General features: G+C 64.0%; 30 protein-coding genes and 1 tRNA gene. 13 read left to right on the top strand and 18 right to left on the bottom strand.

Features of this window, described 5'->3' with window-relative positions; translation table 11 throughout:
* Window positions 1–3 precede the first annotated feature (3 nt).
* A complete protein-coding gene (epmA, locus tag Q8J98_RS08410) occupies window positions 4–1,062 on the bottom strand; it encodes an EF-P lysine aminoacylase EpmA (protein ID WP_305293951.1) in 1,059 nt (352 codons plus the stop codon).
* A 107-nt stretch (window positions 1,063–1,169) separates the two neighbouring features.
* Between epmA and efp the strand changes: the two genes are divergently transcribed.
* Complete coding sequence (gene efp, locus Q8J98_RS08405) at window positions 1,170–1,736, top strand: elongation factor P (RefSeq protein WP_305293950.1); 567 nt, start codon at window positions 1,170–1,172, stop codon at window positions 1,734–1,736.
* A 175-nt stretch (window positions 1,737–1,911) separates the two neighbouring features.
* On the opposite strand, the gene Q8J98_RS08400 is transcribed toward efp, so the two are convergent.
* Together Q8J98_RS08400 and Q8J98_RS08395 are read right to left on the bottom strand one after the other, a co-directional pair.
* Window positions 1,912–1,988, bottom strand: a tRNA-Arg gene (locus Q8J98_RS08400).
* A gap of 158 nt (window positions 1,989–2,146) precedes the next feature.
* On the bottom strand, window positions 2,147–3,544 hold the full coding sequence (locus Q8J98_RS08395; RefSeq protein WP_305184284.1) for a HAMP domain-containing sensor histidine kinase: 1,398 nt from the start codon (window positions 3,542–3,544) through the stop codon (window positions 2,147–2,149).
* A 241-nt stretch (window positions 3,545–3,785) separates the two neighbouring features.
* On the opposite strand from Q8J98_RS08395, the gene rpmH reads away from it, so the two are divergent.
* The 11 genes from rpmH (at window position 3,786) to Q8J98_RS08340 (ending at window position 12,862) form a co-directional block, all read left to right on the top strand.
* Complete coding sequence (gene rpmH / locus Q8J98_RS08390) at window positions 3,786–3,920, top strand: 50S ribosomal protein L34 (protein WP_305184283.1); 135 nt, start codon at window positions 3,786–3,788, stop codon at window positions 3,918–3,920.
* Window positions 3,921–3,937: 17 nt separating this feature from the next.
* Window positions 3,938–4,381 (top strand): ribonuclease P protein component, encoded by a 444-nt coding sequence (rnpA, locus tag Q8J98_RS08385; protein WP_305293949.1) that lies wholly within the window; start codon window positions 3,938–3,940, stop codon window positions 4,379–4,381.
* Complete coding sequence (yidD, locus tag Q8J98_RS08380; RefSeq protein WP_305184281.1) at window positions 4,378–4,623, top strand: membrane protein insertion efficiency factor YidD; 246 nt, start codon at window positions 4,378–4,380, stop codon at window positions 4,621–4,623. Before rnpA ends, yidD begins: the two co-directional genes overlap by 4 nt.
* Window positions 4,613–5,503 carry a tRNA 2-thiocytidine(32) synthetase TtcA gene (ttcA, locus tag Q8J98_RS08375; RefSeq protein ID WP_305184280.1) on the top strand — a complete coding sequence of 297 codons (891 nt, stop codon included), beginning with the start codon at window positions 4,613–4,615 and terminating at the stop codon, window positions 5,501–5,503. The genes yidD and ttcA overlap by 11 nt, the downstream gene beginning before the upstream one ends.
* 76 nt (window positions 5,504–5,579) lie before the next feature.
* Window positions 5,580–7,109: a GGDEF domain-containing protein gene (locus Q8J98_RS08370; protein ID WP_305293948.1), complete on the top strand. Its 1,530-nt coding sequence runs from the start codon at window positions 5,580–5,582 to the stop codon at window positions 7,107–7,109.
* Window positions 7,110–7,451: 342 nt separating this feature from the next.
* A complete protein-coding gene (yidC, locus tag Q8J98_RS08365; RefSeq protein WP_305293947.1) occupies window positions 7,452–9,287 on the top strand; it encodes a membrane protein insertase YidC in 1,836 nt (611 codons plus the stop codon).
* Window positions 9,284–10,036, top strand: coding sequence for an MOSC domain-containing protein (locus tag Q8J98_RS08360; protein WP_305293945.1), 753 nt, complete (start codon window positions 9,284–9,286; stop codon window positions 10,034–10,036). Before yidC ends, Q8J98_RS08360 begins: the two co-directional genes overlap by 4 nt.
* Window positions 10,036–10,683, top strand: coding sequence for a ribosome biogenesis GTP-binding protein YihA/YsxC (yihA, locus tag Q8J98_RS08355; RefSeq protein ID WP_305293944.1), 648 nt, complete (start codon window positions 10,036–10,038; stop codon window positions 10,681–10,683). The genes Q8J98_RS08360 and yihA overlap by 1 nt, the downstream gene beginning before the upstream one ends.
* Before the next feature lie 141 nt (window positions 10,684–10,824).
* Entirely contained in the window at window positions 10,825–11,703 is an 879-nt protein-coding gene (argB, locus tag Q8J98_RS08350) for an acetylglutamate kinase (RefSeq protein ID WP_305293943.1), read from the top strand.
* Entirely contained in the window at window positions 11,700–12,347 is a 648-nt protein-coding gene (locus Q8J98_RS08345; RefSeq protein ID WP_305293942.1) for a ferredoxin, read from the top strand. The genes argB and Q8J98_RS08345 overlap by 4 nt, the downstream gene beginning before the upstream one ends.
* On the top strand, window positions 12,344–12,862 hold the full coding sequence (locus tag Q8J98_RS08340) for a histidine phosphatase family protein (RefSeq protein WP_305293941.1): 519 nt from the start codon (window positions 12,344–12,346) through the stop codon (window positions 12,860–12,862). The genes Q8J98_RS08345 and Q8J98_RS08340 overlap by 4 nt, the downstream gene beginning before the upstream one ends.
* 72 nt (window positions 12,863–12,934) lie before the next feature.
* Here the strand turns inward: Q8J98_RS08340 and Q8J98_RS08335 are convergent, their stop codons facing one another.
* The 11 genes from Q8J98_RS08335 to Q8J98_RS08285 form a co-directional block, all read right to left on the bottom strand.
* Entirely contained in the window at window positions 12,935–13,726 is a 792-nt protein-coding gene (locus Q8J98_RS08335; RefSeq protein WP_305184273.1) for an amino acid ABC transporter ATP-binding protein, read from the bottom strand.
* 10 nt (window positions 13,727–13,736) lie between these two features.
* Window positions 13,737–15,185, bottom strand: a complete 1,449-nt coding sequence (locus Q8J98_RS08330) for an amino acid ABC transporter permease (RefSeq protein ID WP_305293940.1) — start codon at window positions 15,183–15,185, stop codon at window positions 13,737–13,739.
* Window position 15,186: 1 nt separating this feature from the next.
* On the bottom strand, window positions 15,187–16,437 hold the full coding sequence (locus Q8J98_RS08325; protein ID WP_305293939.1) for an amino acid ABC transporter permease: 1,251 nt from the start codon (window positions 16,435–16,437) through the stop codon (window positions 15,187–15,189).
* A 143-nt stretch (window positions 16,438–16,580) separates the two neighbouring features.
* Window positions 16,581–17,597 carry an amino acid ABC transporter substrate-binding protein gene (locus Q8J98_RS08320; protein ID WP_305293938.1) on the bottom strand — a complete coding sequence of 339 codons (1,017 nt, stop codon included), beginning with the start codon at window positions 17,595–17,597 and terminating at the stop codon, window positions 16,581–16,583.
* A gap of 203 nt (window positions 17,598–17,800) precedes the next feature.
* Window positions 17,801–18,517 (bottom strand): ATP12 family chaperone protein, encoded by a 717-nt coding sequence (locus tag Q8J98_RS08315; RefSeq protein WP_305293937.1) that lies wholly within the window; start codon window positions 18,515–18,517, stop codon window positions 17,801–17,803.
* On the bottom strand, window positions 18,514–19,182 hold the full coding sequence (locus Q8J98_RS08310; RefSeq protein WP_305293936.1) for an HAD-IA family hydrolase: 669 nt from the start codon (window positions 19,180–19,182) through the stop codon (window positions 18,514–18,516). The genes Q8J98_RS08315 and Q8J98_RS08310 overlap by 4 nt, the downstream gene beginning before the upstream one ends.
* On the bottom strand, window positions 19,179–20,225 hold the full coding sequence (locus Q8J98_RS08305; RefSeq protein WP_305293935.1) for an RluA family pseudouridine synthase: 1,047 nt from the start codon (window positions 20,223–20,225) through the stop codon (window positions 19,179–19,181). The genes Q8J98_RS08310 and Q8J98_RS08305 overlap by 4 nt, the downstream gene beginning before the upstream one ends.
* The gene (crcB, locus tag Q8J98_RS08300; protein WP_305293934.1) at window positions 20,222–20,599 is read right to left on the bottom strand and encodes a fluoride efflux transporter CrcB; all 378 of its coding nucleotides are present in this window, start codon (window positions 20,597–20,599) and stop codon (window positions 20,222–20,224) included. Before crcB ends, Q8J98_RS08305 begins: the two co-directional genes overlap by 4 nt.
* Before the next feature lie 31 nt (window positions 20,600–20,630).
* The gene (locus Q8J98_RS08295) at window positions 20,631–21,941 is read right to left on the bottom strand and encodes a replication-associated recombination protein A (protein WP_305293933.1); all 1,311 of its coding nucleotides are present in this window, start codon (window positions 21,939–21,941) and stop codon (window positions 20,631–20,633) included.
* A gap of 82 nt (window positions 21,942–22,023) precedes the next feature.
* Complete coding sequence (locus Q8J98_RS08290) at window positions 22,024–22,614, bottom strand: acyl-homoserine-lactone synthase (RefSeq protein ID WP_305184264.1); 591 nt, start codon at window positions 22,612–22,614, stop codon at window positions 22,024–22,026.
* 55 nt (window positions 22,615–22,669) lie between these two features.
* Window positions 22,670–23,281, bottom strand: a complete 612-nt coding sequence (locus Q8J98_RS08285; protein WP_305184263.1) for an autoinducer binding domain-containing protein — start codon at window positions 23,279–23,281, stop codon at window positions 22,670–22,672.
* Window positions 23,282–23,356: 75 nt separating this feature from the next.
* Between Q8J98_RS08285 and Q8J98_RS08280 the strand changes: the two genes are divergently transcribed.
* Window positions 23,357–23,545, top strand: a complete 189-nt coding sequence (locus tag Q8J98_RS08280) for a hypothetical protein (protein WP_305293932.1) — start codon at window positions 23,357–23,359, stop codon at window positions 23,543–23,545.
* A gap of 56 nt (window positions 23,546–23,601) precedes the next feature.
* On the opposite strand, the gene rplQ is transcribed toward Q8J98_RS08280, so the two are convergent.
* The 4 genes from rplQ to rpsM all read right to left on the bottom strand — a co-directional run bounded on the left by rplQ (window position 23,602) and on the right by rpsM (window position 26,049).
* Entirely contained in the window at window positions 23,602–24,012 is a 411-nt protein-coding gene (gene rplQ / locus Q8J98_RS08275) for a 50S ribosomal protein L17 (RefSeq protein WP_305184261.1), read from the bottom strand.
* A 130-nt stretch (window positions 24,013–24,142) separates the two neighbouring features.
* A complete protein-coding gene (locus Q8J98_RS08270) occupies window positions 24,143–25,159 on the bottom strand; it encodes a DNA-directed RNA polymerase subunit alpha (RefSeq protein ID WP_305293931.1) in 1,017 nt (338 codons plus the stop codon).
* Window positions 25,160–25,275: 116 nt separating this feature from the next.
* Window positions 25,276–25,665: a 30S ribosomal protein S11 gene (gene rpsK, locus Q8J98_RS08265; RefSeq protein WP_305184259.1), complete on the bottom strand. Its 390-nt coding sequence runs from the start codon at window positions 25,663–25,665 to the stop codon at window positions 25,276–25,278.
* Window positions 25,666–25,680: 15 nt separating this feature from the next.
* Window positions 25,681–26,049 carry a 30S ribosomal protein S13 gene (gene rpsM / locus Q8J98_RS08260; RefSeq protein WP_305184258.1) on the bottom strand — a complete coding sequence of 123 codons (369 nt, stop codon included), beginning with the start codon at window positions 26,047–26,049 and terminating at the stop codon, window positions 25,681–25,683.
* Window positions 26,050–26,213: the final 164 nt, after the last annotated feature.

Here is a 26,213-nt window from a genome sequence, read left to right as displayed (position 1 = left end):
TGCTCAGGCAACCGGTGCCCAGAGCACATCATCAATGCGCGGCGCACCGGTGGCCAGCATCACCAGCCGATCGAAGCCGAGCGCGATCCCGCTGGCGGCGGGCATGATCGCCAGCGCTGCAAGGAAATCTTCGTCCAATGGGTAGCGTTCGCCGTAGACCCGGGCCTTCTCGTCCATTTCCAGCATGAACCGGCGGCGCTGCTCGGCGGCGTCGGTCAACTCGCCAAAGCCGTTGGCCAGTTCCACCCCGCAGGCATAAAGCTCAAACCTTTCGGCCACGCGCGGATCGTCTGTCGTGCGCCGCGCCAGAGCGGCCTCGGCGGCGGGGTAACGGTCAAGGATCGTGGCGCGGCCGAGGCCGAGGTTCGGCTCGACCTTTTGCACCAGCGCCCGGCTGAGCATGTCGGACCAGGTATCGTCCTCGGCCACCCGCAGCCCGGCAGCCTGCATCGCAGCCGCCATCGCCGCCCTGTCGGGCGTGCCATCGGGGGCAAGCGTCGCCAAGAGGTCGATCCCCGCGTATCGGGTAAAGGCCTCCGCAACGCTTATCCGCTCGGGCTGCAACAAGGGGTCGCAGCTGCGATCCCGGTAGCGCAGCACGGGTGTTTGCGACGCCTCGGCCGCAAGCCGAAGCACCGCCGCGCAATCCGCCATCAGCGCCTCGTAAGGCTCGCCCGCTCGATACCATTCAAGCATCGTGAATTCGGGGCTGTGCAGCGGCCCACGCTCGCGGTTGCGCCAGACATGGGCAAAGGCGGCAATCCGCGCCTCGCCCGCCGCCAGCAGTTTCTTCATCGCAAACTCGGGGCTGGTGTGCAGATACATCCGCCGCGCCGCGCCGTCATTGCCGATCGCTTCGGTGGCAAAGCCGTGCAGATGCGCCTCGTTGCCGGGGCTGATTTGCAGCCCCACCGGGTCAACCTCGGTGAAGCCTTCGGCGGCCAGCCAGCCGCGCAGCGCCGCCTGCACCCGGTTGCGCGCCAACAGAACCGGGCGACGGTCGGCATGGCGGCCCGGCGACCACCAGGGCGAAGGGGCGGGGTTTTCTGCCTTTGAGGCCATTGGGAGCGCGGCTTTCGGCTGGAGATTTTTTGGAACATGGGCTAGGTGCAGGGCCAAAGCCCGCGCGTGATACGCTGCGGGTAACGTAATCGCAAGGAACCGCACCCGTGAAAGTCATCGCCTCATCGCTTCGCAAGGGCAACGTCGTCGAGCTGGAAGGCAAACTCTATGTCGTGCTCACCGCCGAAAACTTCCACCCCGGCAAGGGCACCCCCACCACCAGCATCGACATGCGCCGCATCGCCGACGGGGTGAAGGTAAGCGAACGCTGGCGCACCACCGAAATGGTGGAGAAGGCGACCGTGGACGAGCGCGAATACGATTTTCTCTATGAAGATGGTGAAGGCTACCACTTCATGAACCCTGACAATTACGAACAGGTCACGGTCAGCGCCGATGTGGTGGGTAACAGCAAGGTATTCCTGAACGAAGGCATCAAGGTATTTCTGAAAACCTTTGAAGGCGTGGCGATTGCCATCGAACTGCCGCAAAAGGTGACGGTCGAAATTACCGAAACCGAGCCGGTGGTGAAGGGGCAGACCGCCTCGTCGTCCTACAAACCCGCCATCTGCTCGAACGGGCTGCGCATCATGGTGCCGCCACATATCGGCGCGGGCACCCGGGTGGTGATTTCCACCGACGACTATGCCTATCAGGAACGCGCCAAGGATTGATCCGGCCGTCAACCGCCGCCATCGGCCCCGCGCAACATGCCCGCAAGCGGGCGGGGATCGTGTCCTTCGCGTGATCGGTTGTCGCCTTGCGGCAGCCGGCCGGGAAACGCCGCGAGCCGGTGCAGGCACGAAACGCAAAGGGCTCGGGCGGCGACGCCCAAGCCCTTGTATTCATTGGTGCACCCGGAGCGATTCGAACGCCCGGCCCTCAGATTCGTAGTCTGATGCTCTATCCAGCTGAGCTACGGGTGCACTGTGGAGGGGCATTTAGACGCGGCGACGGGGCTTTGCAAGGGCTAAATGCGTGCCGTTCCGCGCCCGGACCATGACCGGGTCATTCCACCGCGCGCATGCGCTGGCCAGAGCGGTACGGCGCGCAGGGCTGACCCGCTCGGGCCACAACGGGCGATCTAGGTGTCGGCCTCGTCCAGCTCGCGCGGCAGGTGGAGCAGAAATTCGGTGCCGTCGGCATCGGTGCGCAACAGGTCCAGCCTGCCCCCGTGACCGCGCACCAGTTCAGCGGCAATGGCAAGGCCAAGGCCGCTGCCGCCCTGGCGGCTGCCACCCTGGAACGGCTGGAAAAGGTGCTCGCGCGCCCGTTCGGGCAGACCGGGGCCAGTGTCGCCCACCCGCAGCCACCAACCCGCTTCTTCCTCGCCGCCGCCCAGCTCGATGGTGCCGGGCTTGCCGGTTGCGGCAATCGCCTGGCGCGCGTTGCGCGCCAGATTTGAAAGAACCCGGTGCAACTGGTCGCGGTCTGCCCGGATCACCAGATTGGGAACAACGTCGGTGACGAATTCGACGCCCATGGCTTCGGCCGCCATTGCCTCGCCCTCGATCACCTCTGCGAACAGTTCCGCCAGCATGAAGCGGGTAAGCGAAGGCGGCGGCTCCTGCGCCCTGCCAAAGGCAAGGGTGCTTTCGCACAGGTTCACCGCGCGCGAAATCGAGTTTACCAGTTTGGGGGCCGCCCGCTTGACCGCGGGGTCCTGGCTTTCCTCCATGCGGTCGGCAAAAAGCTGCGCCGTGGTCAGGATATTGCGCAGATCGTGGCTGATCTTGGCCACCGCCTGCCCAAGCTGTGCCAGCCGTTCCTTTTGCCGGAGCGAGGCCACAAGCTGGTGCTGCATCGAGGCAAGCGCCCCCTCGGCCTCGCGCAACTCGTTGACCCGCGCCGAAGGGGTGATGATGCGGCGCGCATCTTCCGGTGCCTCGGCCCAGGCGGTCATGTGGCGCACAACCCGCTGGATCGGCACCACGATGAGGCTTCGCGCGGCAACGAAAAGCAAAATCGCGGTCGCTACCGAAAACACTGCGGAAAGTGCCAGCACGCGCAGCCCGTATTCGATCATTTCACTGCGCAAGCTTTGGGTCTTCAGGGTGATTTCGATCAGCTGCCCGCCGCTCTGCACCGGCGCGCCAATCACCCGAATCACCCTTTCCTCGGTCTCGCCAAGCAGCATCAGCGCATCGCCGATCAGCCCGGGAAGCGTAGCATCGCGCAGATCGTAGGTGGCATAGACCGGCGTCGGCACCGGCGAGGAAAGCACAAGTTCGCGCACGTCGTCGCGGCGCAGAACCACGTTCAGCACTCCGGCATTAAGCAACAGCTCGGCCTCAAGCTCGGGCTCGATCATCGCATCAGTGGTCAGCAGCGCGAGCGAGGCAATCTGCGCCCGCTCAAGCCGTGACGAGAGGTAATCCTGCCGGAAACTCGCCAGCGAAGGCAACAGGATCAGCACCTCTGCCAGCACCACGAACAGCGTGGTGAGCAGCGCAAACCGGCCCGAGAGCGTGTTGACAACCATGCCTTCCTCGCGCGGCGGCGCTGGCCAAGGGGTGCAGCGCCACGCCCCAACAGCGTTATCAAAGCTTTCGCCGGAAAAACAGGGTGCCGAAGAGCGGCAGCGGCGGATGCGCGGTGGATTGCAACAAATACCCGTGCCGAACGAATTGACTTGAGCGGCCAGCCCGACTAAAGACCGGGCTTCGAATGACTGCGGCGCTCGATTCCGATCCTGTCGGGCTGCCTGAACCGGAGAAGACACGATGAAGCGCACGTTCCAGCCGTCGAACCTCGTTCGCGCCCGCCGCCACGGTTTTCGTGCGCGCATGGCCACCAAAGGTGGCCGTCGTGTGCTGAACGCCCGCCGCGCCAAGGGCCGCGCGAAGCTTTCGGCCTAAGCCACAGGTCACACGGCATGGCACCGCCGGAGGCTCCCGCAAACCGCCCAATTGGTCGGGAACCGGGAAGCGCACCGGCGGTTTCCGTTTGTGCGACGGGAAGGCTGGCGTTTGAAACCCTGCGCAAGCGCCCCGATTTTCTGCGCGCCGCAAGCGCCCGCCGCCAAAGCACCCCGGGATTCCTGTTGCAGGCGCGCAAACGGGCCGAGACCGAGGCGGCACAGGCGCAGGCGGTGCGGGTCGGATTTACCTGCTCGAAAAAGGTCGGCAATGCGGTGGCGCGCAACCGGGCCAAGCGGCGGCTGCGCGCATTGGCGCGCGAGGTGCTGCCCCTTGGTGCCCGCCCCGGCTGGGACTATGTTCTGGTAGGCCGCGCCGGCGCCACGGCAGAGCGCGATTTTGCCGCGATGGTGGCCGATCTGACGCGGGTTCTGGCGCAGCTTCACGGAGACGCGAAATGACCCCGCTTGCCCATGTTGTCGCGCTTCCGGTGCGCGCCTATCGGCTTTTGTTCAGCCCATGGGTCGGGCATGGCTGCCGCTATCAGCCCACCTGCTCGGCCTATGCGCTTGAGGCGTTGGAAAAACACGGCGCATTCAAGGGCACCTGGCTTGCTGCGGCGCGGGTGTTGCGGTGTCACCCCTGGGGCGGGCATGGCTATGACCCGGTGCCGCCCTGCAAGGGGGACCACGATGCCGAATGACGACGCGGGCGAAATCCATCCGCTGTTTCAGGGCGCGCCTACCTCGACCGAGTTTCGCAAACTGCGCAAGCGGCTGGTGCGCGAGGTGCGCGACGCCATTCATGCCTACGCCATGGTGGAACGTGGTGCGCGCTGGCTTGTCTGCCTTTCCGGCGGCAAGGACAGCTACACCCTGCTTGCCGTGCTGCACGAGCTGCAATGGCGCGGCCTCTTGCCGGTCGAACTGATCGCCTGCAACCTCGATCAGGGCCAGCCCGGCTTTCCCGCCACCGTGCTGCCCGCATTTCTGACGCGCATGGGGGTGAAACACCGGATCGAGTATCAGGATACCTATTCGGTGGTGATGGACAAGATCGCGCCGGGTGGCACCATGTGCAGCCTGTGCTCGCGGCTCCGGCGCGGCAACCTTTACCGCATCGCGCGCGAAGAGGGGTGCTCGGCCGTGGTGCTCGGCCACCACCGCGACGACATTCTGGAAACCTTCTTCATGAACCTCTTTCACGGCGGGCGGCTGGCGACGATGCCGCCGAAGCTGGTGAACGAAGAGGGCGATCTTTTCGTGCTCCGCCCCTTGGCCTTCGTGGCCGAGGCCGATTGCGACAGGTTCGCGCGGGCGATGAACTACCCGATCATTCCTTGCGACCTCTGCGGCAGTCAGGATGGTTTGCAGCGCCAGCAGGTGAAATCGATCCTCGATGGCTGGGAGGCCCGCAGCCCCGGCCGTCGGCAGGTGATGTTCCGCGCCCTGAAGAATGCGCGCCCCTCGCATCTGCTCGATCCGGCGCTGTTCGATTTTGCCGGGTTGGCGCTTGATGCGTCCGGGGCCGAAAGTGCTGCGGGTTTTACGCGAATGCCGCCAAATCTGCGGCACGCCGATTAACCGCTGGCTCACCAAAACTGCCTAACCTCGCCGCACCGGGGGCTTGCGCGCCCGCAGCATGGACGGGTGAGAAGCGATGTCGTTCAAACATATCCGCGGCCTTGCCTGGCTGGGCGAAATGACCCGGCGCGACATGCTGGCCTTTGTGCCTGCGGCAGGCCTGGCGGGCTACTGGTTTGGTCTGGCAGGCGCGCTTCTGGTGGTCAGCGCAGCTGTGGCGGTGGCCTGGCTCGCGCGGATGCCGAACACCGCTCCGGCGGCCGCGCAGCCCGAACGCGACCCCGCAACCCGGCTGCCACTGCGCGCCGAAGCCGAGGCGGTGCTTGAAGCGGCACTTGAAGATGCCGCCGCCAGCGGTCGCGGCACCGCCGCCTTCGTCATCGGGCTGGATGATGCCGAGGCGCTGGCGACCGCAAGCGGCGAGGCAGGCTTTGCCGAGGTCATGCGCCGCACGGCCGAGCGCCTACATGGCGCGCTGCGCGAGCATGATCTGGTAGCCCAGCTCGGCGGCGGGCGGTTTGCCGTTGTTCTTGCCCCGGTCCGCCGCGCCGACCTTGAAAGCGTGCTGCAAATCGCCGCGCGGCTTCAATCGGCGGTCGAAGTGCCATTGTCGCGCGATCAGGGCACGGTCTACGTTTCGGCGCATGTCGGCTTTTGCCTTGTCAGCCGCGCCCCGGCGCGCAACGGCACCGCCATGCTCGCCGCCGCCGAAACCGCCGCCGACGAGGCGCGCCGCTTCGGGCCCGGCGCAATCCGTGCCTATTCCACCGAGATCGAACGGTCGGTGCACGAGCATTCCGAACTGACCGGGCAGGTTGGTGCCGCGTTGGAAGAAGGGCAGATCATCGCGCATTTCCTGCCGCAGCTTTGCTCTGACACCGGCGAGGTTTCGGGCTTTGAGCTGGTTCCTGTCTGGCTGCACCCCGAGCGCGGCTTTTTGACCTCCGCCGATTTCGCTCCGGCCATCCGTGCCGAGGGCCTGCAAGCCCGGTTGAGCGAGGTGATGCTCTACCACGGCTTCTCGGCGCTTCGCGGTTGGGCGGGCGAGGGTCTCGGTGCGGCCACCCTGACACTGCCGGTCACGCTTGACGAGTTGCGCAACCCCAGCCTGCCAGAGCGGCTGAAATGGGACCTCGACCGCTTCGATACCGCCCCGGCGCGGCTGCGTGTGCAAGTGCCAGAGACCTCAGCTTCGGACAGCGCACAGGATATTGCCAGCCATACCCTCGCAAAACTCGCGCAGATCGGGTGCAGCATCGAACTGGCGGGATTTGGCAACGGACCGGCACCGATTTCCGCAATCCGGAAATGCTCGGTTCGTCGCCTGCGAATCGACCGCAGCTTCGTCGTGCATGTGGACAGCGACCCCGAACAGCAAAGCCTTGTCGCTGCTATCCTCTCACTTGCCGAGCAGCTCGGCGTCGAAACACTGGCCGACGGGGTCGCCAGCCTTGGCGAGCACGCGATGCTGGCGCAGCTTGGCTGCGGTTATGTGCAAGGCCCCGCCGTCGCACGCGCAATGGCATATGAAGACACGCTCGAATGGATCGGGCGGCACCGCGCCAAGCTGCAAGCGACGCCAAGGCTCGGCCTCCGCAAACGTTGAGCGGGCGGGGGCGGCTTGCACGAGCCGCTGTCGCGATGGCTGCCGGGGCGCGCGCAAGCCACAGCTTTCGGCACAGCTCTGGCCTGTTCCAGGCCCCGGCAGACCGGTCTTGGCGCATGACCCGCCAACCGCGGGTATCGCCGCGTCAGCGCGCGCGGGGCCACGCCGCCCGGTAAAAGAGCGGTGCCAGGCCGCGCCGCGCAGCGCCGAACCGCCGGGCGTTGCCTGCGCAGCCGTCATTCCGCCGTGTCCGGCCTTTGCAACGGGTAAAACCGCTTGACCTTTGCGCCCCCCTTCTGTTGAACCAGCCCAACCCTGAACTGGCTGGTGGTGCTCCCCCCGATGGACGATCAGAACAAGAATCTCATTCTCGCGACGGTGCTTTCCTTCGTGGTCATCCTGCTGTGGTACACGGTATTCGCGCCGCCGCCGCCGGTGCCTGTCGTCCCCGCCGCCACCGAGACCGCGGGCGTGACCGATACCGCGGCCCCTGCGGCCCCCGTGCTTGCCACCACCGCCCCCGCCGCCGGGGTCGCCGCCACCGCCGCTGCGGCAACCGAGCTTGCAGCCGCCGCGCGCATCACCATCGACACGCCGCGCCTCAAGGGGTCGATCTCGCTTCTTGGCGGGCGCATCGACGACCTCTCGCTGGTGGGCTATCACGAGACGATCGAAAAAGGCTCGCCAGACGTGCGACTGCTGGCGCAAGTCGGCGGCATCGAGTTGAACGCGGCCAAACCCTATTACGCGGTCTATGGCTGGAGCCCGGCAGGCGGCCTTGATGCCACCGCGGTGCCGAACGCCCGCACGCTCTGGACCGCCCCGGCCAATGCCACCCTCGCCCCCGGCACACCGGTAACGCTGGCCTGGGACAATGGCGCGGGTCTGACCTTCACCCGGCAGATTTCGGTCGATGAAAACTACCTCTTCACCATCACCCAGTCGGTAACAAATGCCACCGCGGCCGCCGTGCGGCTTGCCCCCTACGGCATCGTCGCACGCCACGGCATTCCCGACACCCGGCCTGTCTATGTGCTGCACGAGGGCGCAGTGCGGATGTCGGATGGCAAGTTGCAAGAGCTTGATTACAAGGACATCACCAAGCTTGATGCGGTGCAGGCCGAAGGCCCCGCAGATGTCGTCGTGGTCGCTGAAAACGGCTGGACCGGCTTTACCGACAAGTACTGGATGACAACGCTTGCCCCAATGCCAGGGCAGGCCTTCACCTCGGTGGTCAAATATGTTCCGGGTGCCGACATCTACCAGACCGAGGCGCGGATGCCGGTGCTTGAAGTTGCCCCCGGCGCTAGCGCCAGTGCCACTTCGATGCTCTTTGCCGGGGCGAAGGAATGGGAGACCATTCGCGCCTACGAAACCGAGGCCAAGATCGACCGCTTCATCGATTCGATCGACTGGGGCTGGTTCTACTTTCTTACCAAGCCGATGTTCTGGCTTCTGCACTGGCTGCATGGCGCAATCGGCAACATGGGATGGGCGATCATCGCGCTGACCATTGTCATCAAGCTTCTGGTGTTTCCGCTTGCCCGCAAATCCTACATCTCGATGGCGAAGATGAAGGAACTTCAGCCCGAGATGGAAAAGCTGAAGGAACGCACCGGCGACGACAAGGCCAAGATGCAGCAAGAGATGATGGCGCTCTACAAGCGCGAAAAGGTCAACCCGGCGTCGGGCTGCCTGCCCATCGTGCTGCAGATCCCGATCTTCTTTTCGCTCTACAAGGTGATCTACGTCACCATCGAACTGCGCCACGCGCCATGGTTCGGCTGGATCCGCGACCTCTCGGCACCCGACCCGTCGTCGATCCTAAACCTGTTCGGGCTCTTGCCGTTCAACACGCCAGAACAGGGCTCGATCTTCTTCATCCTGTCGCTTGGCGTGTTGCCGATCCTTCTGGGTATCTCGATGTGGTTCCAGCAAAAGCTGAACCCAGCCCCCGCCGATCCGACGCAGAAGATGATCTTCGCCTGGATGCCCTGGGTGTTCATGTTCATGCTCGGCAGCTTTGCCTCGGGCCTCGTGGTCTACTGGATCGCCAACAACACCATCACCTTCATCCAGCAATACACGATCATGTCGATGCACCACAAACGCCCCGACCTTTTCGGCAATATCCTGGACGGCTTTCGCAAGAAGCCGGGCACGCCACCAAAGACATGACCGCCCGTCTGGCCCATATCCTGCGCCACCCGATCAAGGCGGTGGGGGTTGAGGAAATTGCGCGCGCCTCTCTGCACGCGGGGCGCGCGCTCGCTTCCGACCGCCGCTGGGCGGTTGCGCATCGGTCGGCGAAATTCGAGGGGCAACCCGGTGCCTGGCAGTCGAAGCTGAACTTCCTGCGCGGCGTTGCGGGGCCGGAACTGATGGCGATCACCGCCCGCAGCGATGGCGCAAAGGTCTCGCTCCACCACCCCAGGGCCGGGACAATCGCGCTCGACATGGCGTCCGAGGCCGACCATCTCCGCCTGATCGCATGGCTCACGCCGCTCTGGCCCGAAGGCCGCCCCGCCCCCAGCCATGTGGTCGAGGTGCCGGGGCAGGCGCTGACCGATTGGCCCGACCCGTTCTTGTCGCTCCTGTCGCTCGCTTCGCTCGATGCGCTTTCGCACCACGCAGGTTGGCCGCTCCACCCCAACCGCTGGCGCGGCAACCTCTGGATTGCGGGCTGGGAACCACTCGCGGAACGGGCGCTGATCGGGCGGCGGCTCCGCATCGGCACCGCGATGCTCGAAATCGTGCAGCCCGTCACCCGCTGCCGCGCCACCTGCGTGAACCCCGAAACCGGCGCGGACGACTGCGATACCCTCGCAGCACTCGACACGCTCTGGGGCCACAAGGATTTCGGCGTCTATGCCCGGGTGCTGACCGGCGGCGAGATTGCCCAGGGCGACTCCGTGGAGATTATCTGATGCAGATGCACTTTCCCCTCGCGCCCGAGCCCGACACCTTATCCCGCGAAAAAGGTCGGCTGCTGTTTGCCGGGCCGGTGGAATTTCTCAAAGGCGTTGTGGCAATGGATGGCCTGCCGCCGCCCGACCGGCTGGAGGTGTGCTTCGCAGGCCGCTCCAATGTCGGCAAATCGAGCCTGATCAACGCGCTTACCGGGCGCAAGGCCTTGGCACGGGCTTCCAACACCCCGGGCCGCACCCAGGAAATCAACTATTTCACCACCGCGGGCCCGTATCTGGTTGACCTGCCCGGCTATGGCTATGCCGAGGCCCCCAAGGCCGTGGTCGAAAAATGGCAACGCCTGCTCAAATCCTATCTCGCAGGCCGCGCAACCTTGCGCCGCGCCTTCGTGCTGATCGACACCCGGCACGGCATCAAGCCGGTGGATGACGAAATCCTGACGCTGCTTGATCGCTCCGCGGTCACCTTCCAGGTGGTGCTGACCAAGGCCGACAAGGTGAGCCAGGCGGATCGGGAAATGATCCTCGCGCAGGTCCGCGGCGCGGTAGCCAAACACCCTGCCGCCTACCCCGAGTTGATCGTCACTTCGTCCGAAAACGGCGACGGCATCGAAACCCTGCGCGCCGTCATCGCCACCCTCGCCTGACCCCCCGCATCTGCTTCAGACAGAAATATCCCCCCCGGAGGGCAGCCCGGTCGCCGCCGCCGCCCCCTTGGCAGTGGGGGCGAATGGCCGTAACACTGGCCTCGCGCCGCCCCGAGGAACCCCAGGATGAGACCGCAGAGCATGAACCGAGACTGGATCGCCACCGCCCGCACGCTTTCCGAAGCCCTGCCCTACCTGCAGCGCTATACCGGTGCCGTCGTGGTGGTGAAATTCGGCGGCAACGCGATGGGCGACGAAAAGGCGATGGCCGATTTCGCCCGCGATATCGTGCTGATGCGTCAGGTCGGAATGAACCCGGTGGTGGTGCATGGCGGCGGCCCGATGATCAACGAGCTTCTGGCCAGGCTCGGCATCAAATCCGATTGGGTCCGCGGCAAGCGGGTAACCGATCAGGCCACCGTCGAGGTGGTCGAAATGGTGCTTTCGGGGCTCGTCAACAAACGCATCGTGCAGGCGATCAACGATCAGGGCGGCCGCGCCGTGGGCATTTCCGGCAAGGATGATGACATGATGGTCTGCGAGCCGGACGACCCCGAACTCGGGTTTGTCGGCAAGCCGGTCGAGATGAACGTGCAGGTTCTGCGCGATCTCTACAATGCCGGCATCATTCCCGTTGTCGCCCCGGTCGCCACCGGCATCAACGACAACGAAACCTTCAACGTCAACGGCGATACCGCCGCCGGTGCCATTGCCGGAGCGCTGAAGGCCGACAGGCTTTTGCTCCTGACCGATGTTGCAGGCGTGAAGAACCCGGCGGGCGAGGTTGTCACCCAGATGAGCCCCGATGAAGTGCGCGGCATGATCGCCGATGGCACCATCGCCGGTGGCATGATCCCGAAGGCCGAAACCGCGCTGAAGGCGCTGGAGGAGGGCGTGCGCGCCGTCGTCATTCTTGACGGCCGCGTTCCCAACGCCTGCCTGCTGGAGCTGTTCACCGACCACGGTGCCGGCAGCCTGATCCGCTCGACGGAACCGCGCCTGAAACCGCGCACAAGGTGAACCTTGCAACCATCGAAGCCGCGGCAATGCCGCACCGGCTATTCGTCTCCGGCGCTTTTCACCCTGCGCCCGCCGACGCCACGCCCGAAGGCACCGGCACGCTGGTGCTGCTTTCCCCCGCCGAGCCGGGATTCTGGCCGCATGTAAGCGCCGCGCCAGAGTTTGCCGATGCCGCCCCCGACCCGCTCGACCGCTGGTCGAGCCGCGTCATCGGGGAGCTGGCAGAGGCGTTTGGCGCGCGCGCCCTGTTCCCTTTTGGCGGCCCGCCATGGCAGCCCTTCTTCTCTTGGGCGCTTCGCTCCGGCGAAGCCTTCCGCTCTCCGGTTTCGCTGCTGGTGCATCACCGCATGGGGCTTTGGGCCTCGTATCGCGGCGCGCTGGCGCTGCGCGAGGCGCTGGCGCTTCCTTCACCTCGGCAAAGCCCCTGCGAAGGCTGCCCGGCACCCTGCCGCACCGCCTGCCCGGTCGCTGCCCTCGGCCCCGGCGGATACGCGCTCGAAGCTTGCCACACATATCTCGACACCCCTGCAGGCGCAGACTGCCTTTCTTTCGGCTGCGGCACTCGCCGCGCTTGCCCCCTGAGTGCCGCCTATGGCAGGCTGGCCGGGCAATCTGCTTGGCACATGAGGCAATTTCACCAATGACACCGCAGGGACACCGCCGCCTGATCCTCTCGCGCCACGCAAAATCCGCCTGGGACAACCCGAACCTGTCGGACCATGACCGCCCACTCAATGCCCGCGGCCAGCGCGCGGCGCGCGAACTCGGCGACTGGCTCGCTTCGCGCGGCTACGAGCCCGACGAAGTGCTCTGCTCCACCGCACTGCGCACCCGCGAAACCTGGGAGCATGTCGCCGCTGCGGTGCTCGAAGTGCGCCCGCAGGTGCGCTACGAACCAGACCTCTATCAGGCCGCGCCGGAAACCTTGCTGGCACTGCTCAAGACCGCCTCGGCGGCGTCGGTCATGGTGCTTGCGCACAACCCCGGCATCGCCGATTTTGCCCGCCAGCTTTGCGCCCGCCCGCCACTTTCTCCAGATTTTGCCCGCTACCCGACCTCGGCGACGCTCGTGGTCGATTTCCAGATCAGCGACTGGGCCGATCTGAAACTGGGCGAGGGCTCGGTGCTCGATTTCTTCCTGCCCGCCGGCCGCGGCTGAGGGCCGCGCAACCCCGCCCGCTTCTTCAATGACCAAATACCCCGGGGGGTGCGGGGGGCTGGCCCCCCGCCCTCAATGCCCGAGGATCTGGCTGAGAAACAGCTTTGTGCGTTCCGACTGCGGGTTGTTGAAGAATTCATAGGGCTCGTTCTGTTCGACGATCTGGCCCTGATCCATGAAGATCACCCGGTTTGCCACCGCCTGCGCAAAGCCCATCTCGTGGGTCACGCAGATCATCGTCATGCCTTCCTCGGCAAGTTCGATCATCGTATCGAGCACTTCCTTGATCATCTCGGGATCAAGCGCCGAGGTCGGCTCGTCAAAAAGCATGATCCGCGGCTTCATGCAGAGCGAGCGGGCAATTGCCACCCGCTGCTGCTGTCCGCCGGAAAGCTGGCCGGGGTATTTCAGCGCCTGCTCGGGGATCTTGACCTTTTCGAGGTAGTACATCGCCACCTCGTCGGCCTCTTTCTTCGGTACCTTGCGCACCCAGATCGGTGCCAATGTCAGGTTTTCCATGATCGTGAGATGCGGGAACAGGTTGAAGTGCTGAAACACCATCCCCACTTCCGACCGCACCTTGTCGATGTTCTTGAGATCCGATGTCAGCTCGGTGCCATCGACGATAATCTGCCCCGACTGATGCTCTTCCAGCCGGTTGATGCAGCGGATCAGCGTCGATTTGCCCGAGCCAGATGGCCCGGCGATGACGATTCGCTCGCCTCGGTTCACCGTCAGGTTGATGTCGCGCAGCACATGGAAAGTGCCGAACCACTTGTTCATCGCGGTGATCTGTATCGCCACCTCATCGCTGACCGTCATGTGCGATCGGTCGATCTGGCGCTCTATTTGGGTTTCTGCCATGAGAGGCTCCTTAACGGTGGTCACGCTTCAGCCGACGTTCGAGATACATCGAGTACCGCGACATGCTGAAGTTGAAGATGAAGAAGATGCAGCCAACGAAGATATAGGGCTCCCAATAGGCCCCCTTCCATTCAAAGCTGGCGCGAACCGAATCGGTGATGCCTTTCAATGGGTCAAGAAGACCCACGAAAACCACCAGCGTGGTATCCTTGAACATGCCGATGAAGGTCGAGACGATGCCGGGGATCGATATTTTCAAGGCCTGCGGCAGCACGATCAACCGCTGCGCCTTCCAGTAATCAAGGCCAAGACTGTCGGCCGCCTCGAACTGCCCGCGCGGCAGCGCCGCAAGCCCGCCGCGCACCACCTCGGCAATATAGGCAGCGGCGAACAGCGTGACCATGATGATGACGCGCAGGATGATGTCGAAGTTGGTGCCCGGCGGCAGGAAATAGTTGAGCAGCAGCGAGGCGACAAACAAAAGCGAGATCAGCGGCACGCCACGAATGAATTCGATGAATCCCACCGCCAGCGCCTTGACCAGCAGCATGTCCGACCGCCGCGCCAGCGCCAGCACCACGCCAATCGGCAGGCTGAGCACGATCCCGGCCACGCCTATGGTCAGTGCCAGCACGAAGCCGCCGAATTTCTCGGAGCGGACCGCGTCGATGCTGTAGGGCAGAACCGCATCAAACAGTGGCAGCACCTGCTCGACCCCGAACAGCCACCAGGCCACGGGAACCAGCACCGCCGCGCCCACCGAAAGGATCGTGCCGAAACGGCGGGTTGCGAGCCATGCGGCCCAGCCAAGCACAAACCCCGACATCGCCAGAACCGGCCCCCAGACCGACCCACCCCAGAGCATCCACACCGCCAGCCCGGGGTAGATGCCGGTCAGCCACAACAGCCCCCAGGGGCGCGACCAGGCGACAACCAGCATTGCCGCCAGTGCCGCCGCCAGCATCAGGTTCGCCGCCGCGCCGACGCCAAGGCCCGGAAAGGCGACCAACAGGAAAGCCGCCACGATGCCAAGCACCACCATGCGGATACTGCGGCTTTCGGCAAACAGCACCGGTGCCGCCGCGAAGATCAGCAGTCCAAGTGCCAACGTCGGCCGCCAATAATGCTCTCGCGGGTAGAAGCCGAACATGAACATGTTCCAGCGATCGCGAATGATGGCCCAGCAGGCACCTGTCGCCCCCTCGCCCCAGGTCGCGGTCACGATGTCGCGGCATTCGCCCACCGAGCCCGCATGCCAGACCGAATGGCGAAGCCAGGGGTAATATTCCTTGACCAGGAAATAGAGGATGAAGCTTCCCGCCAGCGTCAGAAAGGTATTGAGCGGCCCCGAAAACAGGTTTTCGCGCAACCAACGGATGACGCCGATTTCGCTGACCGGCGGTGCTTGCTCGGGCAGCATGGCAGAACGGACATAGGCGGCGGAATGGTGCTCGCTCATCTCAGCGCTCCTTCAGTTTGACGGAAGCGTTGTAAACGTTCATCGCGCCCGAGATCATCAGGCTCAGCACAAGGTAGATGAGCATCATCAGGAGCACCGTCTCCAACTCGCGTCCGGTCTGGTTGAGCGTGATCCCCCCGAGCGTACCGCGCAGATCAAGATAGCCGGTGGCAATCGCCAGCGACGAGTTCTTGGTCAGGTTGAGAAACTGCGAGATCAGCGGCGGAATGATGACCCTGAGCGCCTGGGGCAGAATGACAAGGCTCATGGTGCGCCCCGGTCGCAGCCCCAGCGCATAGGCCGCCTCGGTCTGGCCATGCGACACCGCCATGACCCCGGCGCGCACGATCTCGGCGATGAAGGCACCGGTGTAAAGCGACAGCGCCAGCCACAGCGCCATCAAGGAGTTGGTCACGTTGATGCCGCCGGTGAAGTTGAAACCCTTGAGCGTCGGAAGACCCAGATGGAAGCCAAGCGCGGCGAGCGTGAGAATGCCGGGCAGGGTCCAAAGCGCGAGCGTCTTCCACCAGGTTACCGGTCGCACACCAGTGGCGTTTTGCACCACGGTCGCGCGGCGCAGCACCAGCCGGTTGACATACCATCCTGCCGCCACTGCCGCGACGATGGCCAGAAGGTCGGCGGAAATCAGGAAAATGCCAATGTCGATATTCCCGAGGCTCCGCGAGAAAAGCGGGTCCGGCACCGCCGTGTAACGGTTGGTGATTGCAACCGAATCGAACAGCAGCAGCGAAGCCCCGCCGCCCTCCTTGAAGGCATTGGGCAGCGGTGCAATTTCGGTGAAAGCCGCAAAGATGATGAGGATCCACAGCAGCAGCGGAATGTTGCGGAAGATTTCGACGTAAAGGGTCATCAGCCGCGACACGAGCCAGTTCTTGGAAAGCCGAAGCACACCAACAAACACGCCGATCAACGTGGCGACGATGCAACCGAGGAACGAAACCAGCAGGGTATTGAGCAGCCCCACCAGCATGGCGCGGGCATGGGTGCTGTCGGAATCATAGGCGATCAATCGCTGGCCGATGTCATAGCCTGACCGGACGCCGAGGAAGCTGAAGTTGAAATCCTTGCCGCGGTCGGCAAGGTTGTTGATCGTATTGTCAACAAGCCATGCCGCCACCGCCATGAACATCATGAGCACCACGACCTGAATGGTCATCGACCGATAGCGGGTGTCATACAAAAGCTGGCTGAGCCGAAAGCCCTGCCTCGGCGGTTCAGAAACAAAGGCCATTCTACGTTCCCCTGGTCTGACACGCGCTAACGGCATTCGCCGCGGTTTTCGGGGTCTTTGCCCCACGCTGTCAGGTTTTCGATTTTGCAGTCGAAGAAAGGGCGCGCGAAGCTGGCTCCGCGCGCCCGTCTGGTCGGGTCAGATCAACGGAACGGCGGGGTGTAGAGCAACCCGCCCTGGGTCCATTGTGCGTTCAACCCGCGCGCAAGCGCGATCGGGGTCGATTCTCCGATGGTCGCGGCGAAGATTTCGCCGTAGTTGCCGCCCGCGGCGATCGCGCGTTTGGCCCAGAGGTTGTCAAGCCCGAGCATCGGCCCGAGATCGCCCGCGGTACCAAGCAGACGGTCGATTTCCGGGTTGGCGCTGCCCTTCGAAAGTTCTTCCAGGTTCGCCGAGGTGACGCCGTATTCTTCGGCGGCGATCAGCGCGTTCAGCGTCCAGCGGACGATATCGCCCCACTGGTTGTCGCCGTGGCGCACTGCTGGCCCCAGCGGCTCTTTCGAGATGATTTCCGGCAGGATGATATGGTCACCAGGGCTGGCAAAGGCGGCGCGGGTGGCCGCAAGGCCCGATGCGTCGGTGGTGTAGGCGTCGCAGGCACCAGCCAGATACTGCTGCTCGCCTTCGGCGTTCGAATCGATCGCGATCGGCTGGTAGGTCATGTTGTTGGCCTTGAAGAAGTCGGCCAGGTTCAGCTCGGTCGTGGTGCCGGTTTGAATGCAGATGGTGGCGCCATCAAGTTCTTTCGCCGAGGAAACGCCCAGCGCCTTCGGAACCATGAAACCCTGACCGTCGTAGTAGTTGACACCGACGAAATCGAGCTTCAGGTCGTTGTCGCGCAGGAAAGTCCAGGTCGAGTTGCGCGCCAGCACGTCAACCTCGCCCGAAGCGAGCGCGGTAAACCGGGTCTGGCCCGAGGTGGGCACATATTTCACCTTGTTGGGGTCGCCCAACACAGCTGCTGCGACGGCTTTGCAGATCGCCACGTCAAAGCCGGACCAATTGCCGTTAGCATCGGGGGCGGCAAAACCCACGAGGCCGGTGTTCACGCCACAGTTCAGTTCGCCGCGCGCCTTGACATCGTCAAGCGTGCCGGCGGCCGCAAAACCAGCCACCAGGCCGGCGGCGGTCAGCGTGCCAAAAAAAACCGATTTCTTCATTCCTTACCTCTTCCTGTGTTGCCGCCCATTGCGAAGGGCGGTTGTGTCGGCCCTGCGGCCATGACTTCGAGTTTGGGTTTGCACCCAAGTGCAGAGAGTGTGGTCGAATTTGAAAGAGCGCGTCAAGGGCACATTCTCTGCAAATGTTAGCGCGCGATGAGCAAATCTGTCGCTGCCTCAAGGATCGGCAATCCACCCCCGGTTCAGGCGCGCAAATGAGCCAAGTGCCAGAAGCTTTCGGCACCAAGCAGGGCGGCGCGCTTCAGCGCCGCTTGCGCCGTAGCCTCATCATCTGCGCCCCATTGGGATATCTGCCAATCCTCATCAACCCGCGAAAGCTGCCATGCTGCATCGGCGCTGATCTGCGCGTCGGTCACCGCGAGACCCAGAACAAGGCTGCCGGTAATCGCCACCAGATCGTGAAGCGCGGCCAGCTCGAACGGGTCCATCGCCACCACCTGCGCCGCAAGACGCGCCAGCGCCGCCGGGTCTTGCGGCACCGGCTGTACGCCCTCGGTCACAACGAGGCGCGCGCCAAAGCGGGTTTCGGCCCAGTCGAGCAGCGGCTGCCATGCCGCATTCTGCCGCGCGCGCAGGTTGGCAGGCGTGGCGGCACGATAGCAGAGCAGATCGGTGCCGCCGTAGTCGGCCAGCAGCGCGGCAACTTCGGCCCGTTGCGGCATGATCTTGTCGATGGCGGCATTGGCGCTTCGGGTCATCGGCATTGTGCGTGGGTCGATCAGGCCCGACTGCGCGTCCCATTCGGCGGCGATTGCCGCAGCAAGCGCTTCGGTCGGCACCGCGAGCAGCGCTTTCGCGGGGGTTCTGACCGGTCGGCCATCAAGCGCAACGCCATAGCCGCCTGCGGCCTCGGTCACCGTTGCCGCTTTCCAGAACCGCTTTGCCTTCCAGCCGCTCATGCCTGCCCCAGAAGCTCGTCCAGCACCGCTTCAAGTGCGGCGAAATCTGCCACCAGTCGCGCCGCGCCCGCCGCTGCAAGTTGTTCGGCCTCGTGGTAGCCCCAGCGCACGCCAATACCCCGCACCCCTGCGGCGCGGGCCATTTCGATATCGAATGTGGTATCGCCGATCATCACCGCGTCATCGGCGGCAACACCGGTCTCGGCAAGCGCGGCAAGCAGCATCGCCGGGTGCGGCTTCGATGGATGGTTGTCTGAAACCTGTCTGGTGACGAAGATCGACCCAAGGTCGAAATGCGCCAGCAGCGCGTCAAGACCCCGCCGCGATTTGCCGGTGGCGATGCCAAGCCGAATGTCACCCCGCGCCGCAAGTCGCTGCAACATGTCTGCGGCACCGGCGAAAAGCGGTGCCGGTTCGGCCGAGCGCGCCCAAAAGTAGCTTTGCTTGTAGCCCTGCACGATATCCGCAACGAGGCCCACATCGGCCCCGGGTGCCAGCCGCGCGACCGCGATGGGCAGCGACAACCCGACTATCTGGCGCACCGCGGCCAGATCGGGCGCGCCAAGACCCTGCGCCTCGAAAGCCTGCTGCATGGCTGCGTGAATGTGGTGCTGGCTGTCCGACAAGGTGCCGTCAATGTCGAACACCGCTAGGCGCGGCCTCATGCCTCGTCCTCGAACGGGTCGGCGGGCACATCGCCCTCGCTCCAGCCGAGCGTTTTCCAGCTGCGCGCCATATGCTCGGGCAGCGGGGCCACCAGTGTCATCACCTTTTTGGTGATCGGATGGGTAAAGCTGATCGAGCGTGCGTGCAGATGCAGCTTGCGGCTGATGTCTCCACCCAGTTGCGCACCCCAGCCATCGCCAAGGTTTTCCTGCCCGGACCCGCCATATTTGCCATCGCCAATGATCGGGTGCCCGATCTCGGCCATATGCGCGCGCAACTGGTGCGTGCGCCCGGTGACCGGAACCAGCGCCACCCAGGCGGCGCGGCTGCCCAGCGCTTCAAGCACGGCGAAATCGGTGGTGGCGCGTTTTGCGCCTTCGGTTTCGGCCACCTTGCCCGGGTGGATGCAGAGCATCTTTTCTTCGCCACCTCGCCCCGCCGCCTTCACCAGACCAAAGCGCACCGTGCCCTTGCGTGGGCTTGGCACACCCGCCACGATCGCCCAGTAGATCTTGCGGGTGTCGCGCTCGCGGAACGCCTCGGAAAGCGCGCGGGCGACGCGGTCGGTGCGGGCAAGCAGAAGCACGCCCGAAGTATCCTTGTCGAGCCTGTGCACCAGTTTGGGGCGATCCTTGTAACCGAACTTGAGCGCCTCGGTCAGCCCGTCCACATGGCGTTCGCCCTGGCCCGATCCGCCCTGGCTTGGCAGGCCCGGTGGCTTGTTCAGCGCTATGATGTGCTCATCGCGCCACAGCACCGCTGCCTCGATCATCCGCTCGTCGGCCTCGGTGATGCGTGAATTGCGGGCCGGGGCCGCAGGTGCCTCGGGCGCGGCCTCGGGCAAGGGTGGCACCCGCACCTCCTGCCCCGGCAAGACATGCGTGGCGGCCTTGACACGGCCGCCATCGACACGGATCTGCCCGGTGCGGCAAAGCTTTTCGACAGTGCCCTGATTGAGCTGTGCAAAGCGCCGCTTCAGCCAGCGGTCAAGCCGCTGCTCGCCCTCGCCCTCGGCCACCCGGATCATTTGCACGCCGATCATGCAAACCAACCCCGCGCCAGCGCCATGCCTGCCACGATGCCCGCCAGCGACAGCACGACCGAGCCCGTCACATAGGCCGCCGCAAGCGCGCCCTGCCCGCGTTCCCAGATGGTCAGCGCATCAAGCGAGAAGGCCGAGAAGGTGGTGAAACTGCCAAGCACCCCGGTCATCAGAAACGGCGCATAGCGGTTGCCGGATTTCTCGGCCAGCACCACCACGAGCACCCCCATGAGCAGGCTGCCGACAACGTTTACGGTCAGCGTCGCATAGGGAAAACCATGCCCCAAGAACCTCGGCAACGAGATGTTGACAAGGTAGCGCGCTGAAGCACCCAAGGCCCCGCCGAGGGCCACCGAGAGAAAGGCCTGGATCATCGGCCTCTCTTGGCCGCGCGTTGGACGAAAGTCAACCGCCGCGCTTTTCGCGCTGCTTGGCAAACCACTCAAGCCGCTTTTTCAGCTCGCGTTCAAAGCCGCGCTCGACGGGTTGATACAGCAGCGGGCGGCGCATCCCCTCGGGAAAGTAGTTCTGCCCGGAAAAGCCGTCCTCTGCGTCATGGTCGTAGGCGTAGCCCGCGCCAAAGCCCTGGTCCTTCATCAGCTTGGTCGGCGCGTTGAGGATGTGCTTTGGCGGCGGCTCCGACCCGGTGCGCCGTGCTTCCGCCCGCGCCGCACCATAGGCGGCATAGCCCGCATTCGATTTCGGCGCGAGCGCAAGGTAGATAACCGCCTGCGCCAGCGCCAGCTCTCCCTCGGGGCTGCCGAGGCGTTCATAGACCTGCCAGGCGTGCAGGCATTGCGCCTGCGCGGCGGGCTCGGCCAAGCCAATATCCTCGATCGCCATGCGGGTCAGGCGGCGGGCAAGGAAACGGGGGTCTTCGCCCCCCTCCAGCATTCGCGCGAACCAGTAGAGCGCCGCATCCGGGTCTGACCCGCGGATGGATTTGTGCAGCGCGGAAATGAGATTGTAGTGCTCGTCGCCGGATTTGTCGTATTTCGCGGCGCGGCGCATTAGGCGGCTGGAAAGAGCCGCTGTATCCAGCGCGGCTTGCAACTTCCACGCGGCAAGCTGTTCGATCAGGTTGAGCAGCGCGCGCCCGTCGCCATCGGCCATCTCCAGCAGCGCCTCGCGGGCTTGCGCCGTTAGCGGCAGCGCCTGCCCCAGCGCCTGCTCGGCCCGCTGCGCAAGCCGCTCCAGATCAGCAAGGCTCAGACGTTCCAGCACCACCACCTGCGCGCGGCTAAGCAGCGCCGCGTTCAGCTCGAAGGAAGGGTTTTCGGTGGTGGCCCCCACGAGCACAATGGTGCCATCTTCCATATAGGGCAGAAAGCCATCTTGCTGCGCCTTGTTGAAGCGGTGAATCTCGTCAACGAACAACAGGGTTCCGCGCCCCTGTTGGCGGCGCAAGCGCGCCGCCTCGAACACCTTGCGCAGTTCGGGCACGCCGGAAAAGATCGCGCTGATCTGCACGAAGCTGAGACTTGTCGCATCAGCCAGAAGCCGCGCGATGGTGGTTTTACCCACCCCGGGCGGCCCCCAGAGAATAAGCGACGACAGCGAGCCCGCAACCAGCATCGCGCCCAAGGGTGCCTCGGGGCCGAGCACATGCGCCTGACCGATCACCTCGGCCAGGGTGGCCGGGCGAATACGGTCGGCCAGCGGGCGCGAGGCCTGCGGCTGCGCGGTAGCGTCGGGCGTGTCGAACAGATCGGCCATGCACCCACCCTACCCCTGCCACGGGGCAGACAAAAGCACGCTTTGACGAGCCGCCCCGGCGCGGGGCGGCTCGGCACCGCATTCAGTGCAGGTTCGACGAGAAGTCCATCGCCACCACCTGATTGCGCACACCGTCGATGACCATGACCGGACCCATCGGCGACATGTTCACCCCGACGCGACCAGCCCAGAGCGGCCAGTTCGCATTCAGCAGGGTGAGGCAGGTTTTCGCACCCACCTGCCGCGCCGCCGAGCCGAGATCGGCCACCAGCTTGGCATGCACCTTGCGCCTTTCGGCAAGCGGCACATGGTGCGACACGAACAGGCGCGAGCTTTCCCATACAGTCTCGGACACCGGTGCTTCGTCATAAAGCAGCTCTGCCGGAATCGTATCCAGAAGCCCGCGCTGCGCATCGCGGATCATGTAGGTATAGATGCCGCATTTGGCGGTGGTGGGGGTCAGGCGATTGCCAGCCAACACCCTGCCCAGTTCGTCATGCACCACCACCCAGCGGCTGGCAGGTGTGTCGTACTGGTCATATTCCATGCCCAGCGCCTCGGGCAGGTTCCACTTGTTGTGGACGATGAAAAGCTCACGCCGAGCGCGAAGCATATTGGCGAAAAGCTCGCCGTGGTTGTGCAGGTTCTCAAAGGAAAGTGTAGTCGTTCGCATGGCAGCCTCCTACAAGGGTTTGTGGTAGAGTCGTAACCTTGCGGAAGGCGGGTAATCAGAGCAGTCGGTAATCTTTGGCCCGCTGAATTGCCTCGGCCGTCGTACGCGCCATCAGCCGGTCCCGAGCAGAGGTGAGCCGTGCCTTGAGCGCGCTTTCCGAGATTCCCAGCTTTGCGGCCGCCGCAGCGTGACGGTCGCCCCCCGCAATACATTTGAGCGCCTCGACTTGGGCACTCGTAAGCTTTTCCGGGGGTTCGGTCATGTCGTGCAGCTTGTGCACAATGGCCGAAATCACCGCGATCTCCTCATCGGTGAATTCCCGGTCATCGCGGGCGAAGCTGCACACTGTTCGCGACCGGATCGGCCCACAGGCGACCGTCACCCCATATTTCAGGCCGTAGGTCGCGGCTTCCTTGAAAAGTCCGAACGGGTCTATCAGCCGCTTGTCGCTCCAGCGGATGGTGCCGGTGGTAGAAAACCCCCAGGCTGTCATCGGGTCGCGCAGCACATAGCCGTTTTCCGTGTAATGGTTGACCCACGTCGGATTGTAGGTCTGGAAAGACATCAGCGGCGAGGTAAAGCGAATATGCAGACCGATATAGAAGCCTTGTGGGGCAAGTCGCCCCAGTTTGCGCAGTTCCAGATCGATTCCAGAATGAGTAGTCATGTCTTTTTAGACAAGTTGCCAGGAATATCGTCAACCTTAAAGTGAGTGGGTTGTAGTGCGCGCAGCGGTGCCGAAATGACCGAACCAGACGCTGTTATCAATGCCCGACTGGCGCTTCTGCCCGAGCGTCTTCGTGCGGATTTGCTGGAGGCAGCGGCAACGACAAAGCTGGACGACAGCGAGTTTGCACAGATTGTCGAAGAATTTCTGGCGCGCGTGGGCGACGATCTGTCGCTGCACCCCCCGCCGCAAGCTGACCCCTGAAAGAAAAAACCCCGCCTGGAGGGCGGGGTTTCAGAAAAACTTCGGCGCGGCGCGACTCAGGCGTTTTCTGCCTCGTTGCGCGCGATGTCGGCGGCCCCTTTTGCCGCCGGATCGCGATCCACAAATTCGATGATCGCCATGGGGGCCATGTCGCCATAGCGAAAGCCCGCTTTGAGCACGCGCACATAGCCACCGGCACGGTCCTTGTAGCGCGGCCCGAGAATGTCAAACAGCTTGGTGACATACTGATCTTGCTTGAGCTGCGAGCCCGCCTGGCGGCGGGCATGCAGATCACCGCGTTTGGCAAGCGTGATCAGCTTTTCGATGATCGGGCGCAGTTCCTTGGCTTTCGGAAGCGTAGTCTTGATCTGCTCGTGCTCGATCAGTGACCCGGCCATGTTGGCAAAAAGCGCCTTGCGGTGCTCGTGGGTGCGGTTCAGGCGGCGGTAGCCGGCTCCGTGGTTCATTTTGGTTCTCCTAACCTATTTTGCATTGTCCGGCAGCCCTCGCATGGGCCGCTCACCTTGGGGCTTCACGCCCAGTCTTCCCCGGCAGATCCGGGCATTTTGCGGGGCCGGTAACCCGACCCCGCGAACCTCAGAACTGGTCTTCGAATCGCTTGGCCAGATCTTCGATGTTTTCCGGCGGCCAGTCTTCCACTTCCATGCCGAGGTGCAGCCCCATGCCCGACAGCACTTCCTTGATCTCGTTCAAGGATTTGCGGCCAAAGTTCGGGGTGCGCAGCATTTCGGCTTCGGTCTTCTGGATCAGATCGCCGATATAAACGATATTGTCGTTCTTCAGGCAGTTGGCCGAACGCACGCTCAGCTCCAGCTCGTCAACCTTCTTGAGCAGGAGAGGATTGAACTCCAGCCCGTCCTCGGCGTCCGCTTTCGAGGCCGATTCGGGTTCATCGAAGTTGACGAAGATCGACAGTTGGTCTTGCAGAATGCGCGCGGCATAGGCGACGGCATCTTCCGGGGTCAGGCTGCCATCGGTTTCAACCTTCATGGTCAGCTTGTCATAGTCGAGCACCTGGCCCTCGCGGGTGGGCTGCACTTCATAGCTGACCTTTTTCACCGGCGAATAGATCGCGTCGATCGGGATCAGGCCAATTGGCGCATCTTCCGGCCGGTTCTTGTCGGCCGCCACATAGCCCTTGCCGGTATTCACCGTAAGTTCGATGAACAGGTCGGCACCGTCATCAAGGTGGCAGACGACGTGCTCCTTGTTGAGCACTTCGATGCCGCTCGATTCGGAAATGTCACCTGCGGTAACAATGCCGGGTCCCTTGGCGGAAATCGACAGCCGCTTCGGCCCTTCGACATCCATCTTCAGGCTGACACCCTTGAGGTTCAAAACGATATCGGTGACATCCTCGCGCACGCCCGCCACGCTCGAAAACTCGTGCAGCACGTTGTCGATCTGGATCGAGGTGATCGCAGCGCCTTGCAGCGACGACATCAGGATCCGGCGCAGCGCGTTGCCAAGCGTCAGCCCGAAGCCACGCTCCAGCGGCTCGGCGATCACCGTGGCTTGCCGCGCCGGGTCGTTGCCGATCTTGACGATGAGTTGCTGCGGCTTGATCAGCTCAGCCCAATTCTTGTGGATCATGCGTTCCGCCTCCATACTTGTCCCAGACCCATGTCCCTAAGTCCGGCACGCCCGAGGTTAAATGCGAATGGCCCCGGCCGCGCGGGAAGCGCGCGGCGGGGGCCGGAAGAATATCGTTACACCCGACGACGTTTGGGCGGGCGGCAACCGTTGTGCGCAATCGGCGTCACGTCACGAATAGAGGTGATGTTCAGCCCCACCGCGGCCAGTGCGCGCAGCGCGCTTTCGCGGCCCGAACCGGGGCCCTGCACTTCGACCTCAAGCGTTTTCACGCCGTGTTCCTGCGCCTTCTTGCCAGCATCTTCGGCAGCCATCTGGGCGGCATAGGGGGTCGATTTGCGCGACCCCTTGAAGCCCATGGTGCCCGACGACGACCAGGCAATCGCGTTGCCTTGCACATCGGAGATCAGGATCTTGGTGTTGTTGAACGACGAGTTCACATGCGCAACGCCCGAGGCGATGTTCTTGCGCTCTTTCCGCTTCACGCGGGTCTTGTCACGAGCCATCTGCGAACCCTCCCCTTATTTCTTCTTACCGGCGATCGCCTTCGCGGGGCCCTTGCGGGTGCGAGCGTTCGTGTGGGTGCGCTGGCCGCGCACGGGCAGGTTGCGGCGGTGGCGCAGGCCGCGGTAGGAACCGAGGTCCATCGCCCGCTTGATGTTCATGGTGACTTCGCGGCGCAGGTCGCCTTCAACGGTCAGATTCGCATCGATGTACTCGCGGATCGCCAGTACTTCAGTATCCGAAAGCTGGTTGACGCGGCGGGCGCGGTCGATACCCACGGAGGCGCAGATCTGTTCCGCGATGTAGGGGCCAATGCCCGTGATATAGGTCAATGCGATGGGGACGCGCTTCCCCGTCGGAATGTTGACGCCAGCAATACGTGCCAAACGTGTTTTCCTTTTGTTGCGGTTCCGTCATGCCAGAACCTTTTTTCACAACCGAAAGCCCGAAAGCACCGCCTTCGGGCCGCTGATGCTCCGCTTGTCCGTCGGGTGCCGAAGCTGGAACGATTCCTCGGCCGGACGCTGTGCAGTAAAGGCTTATCCAGGCG

It is taken from the genome of Phaeovulum sp. (assembly GCF_030684035.1).
Classification (GTDB): domain Bacteria; phylum Pseudomonadota; class Alphaproteobacteria; order Rhodobacterales; family Rhodobacteraceae; genus UBA6213.
This window is presented reverse-complemented; position numbering and strand designations above follow the sequence as displayed.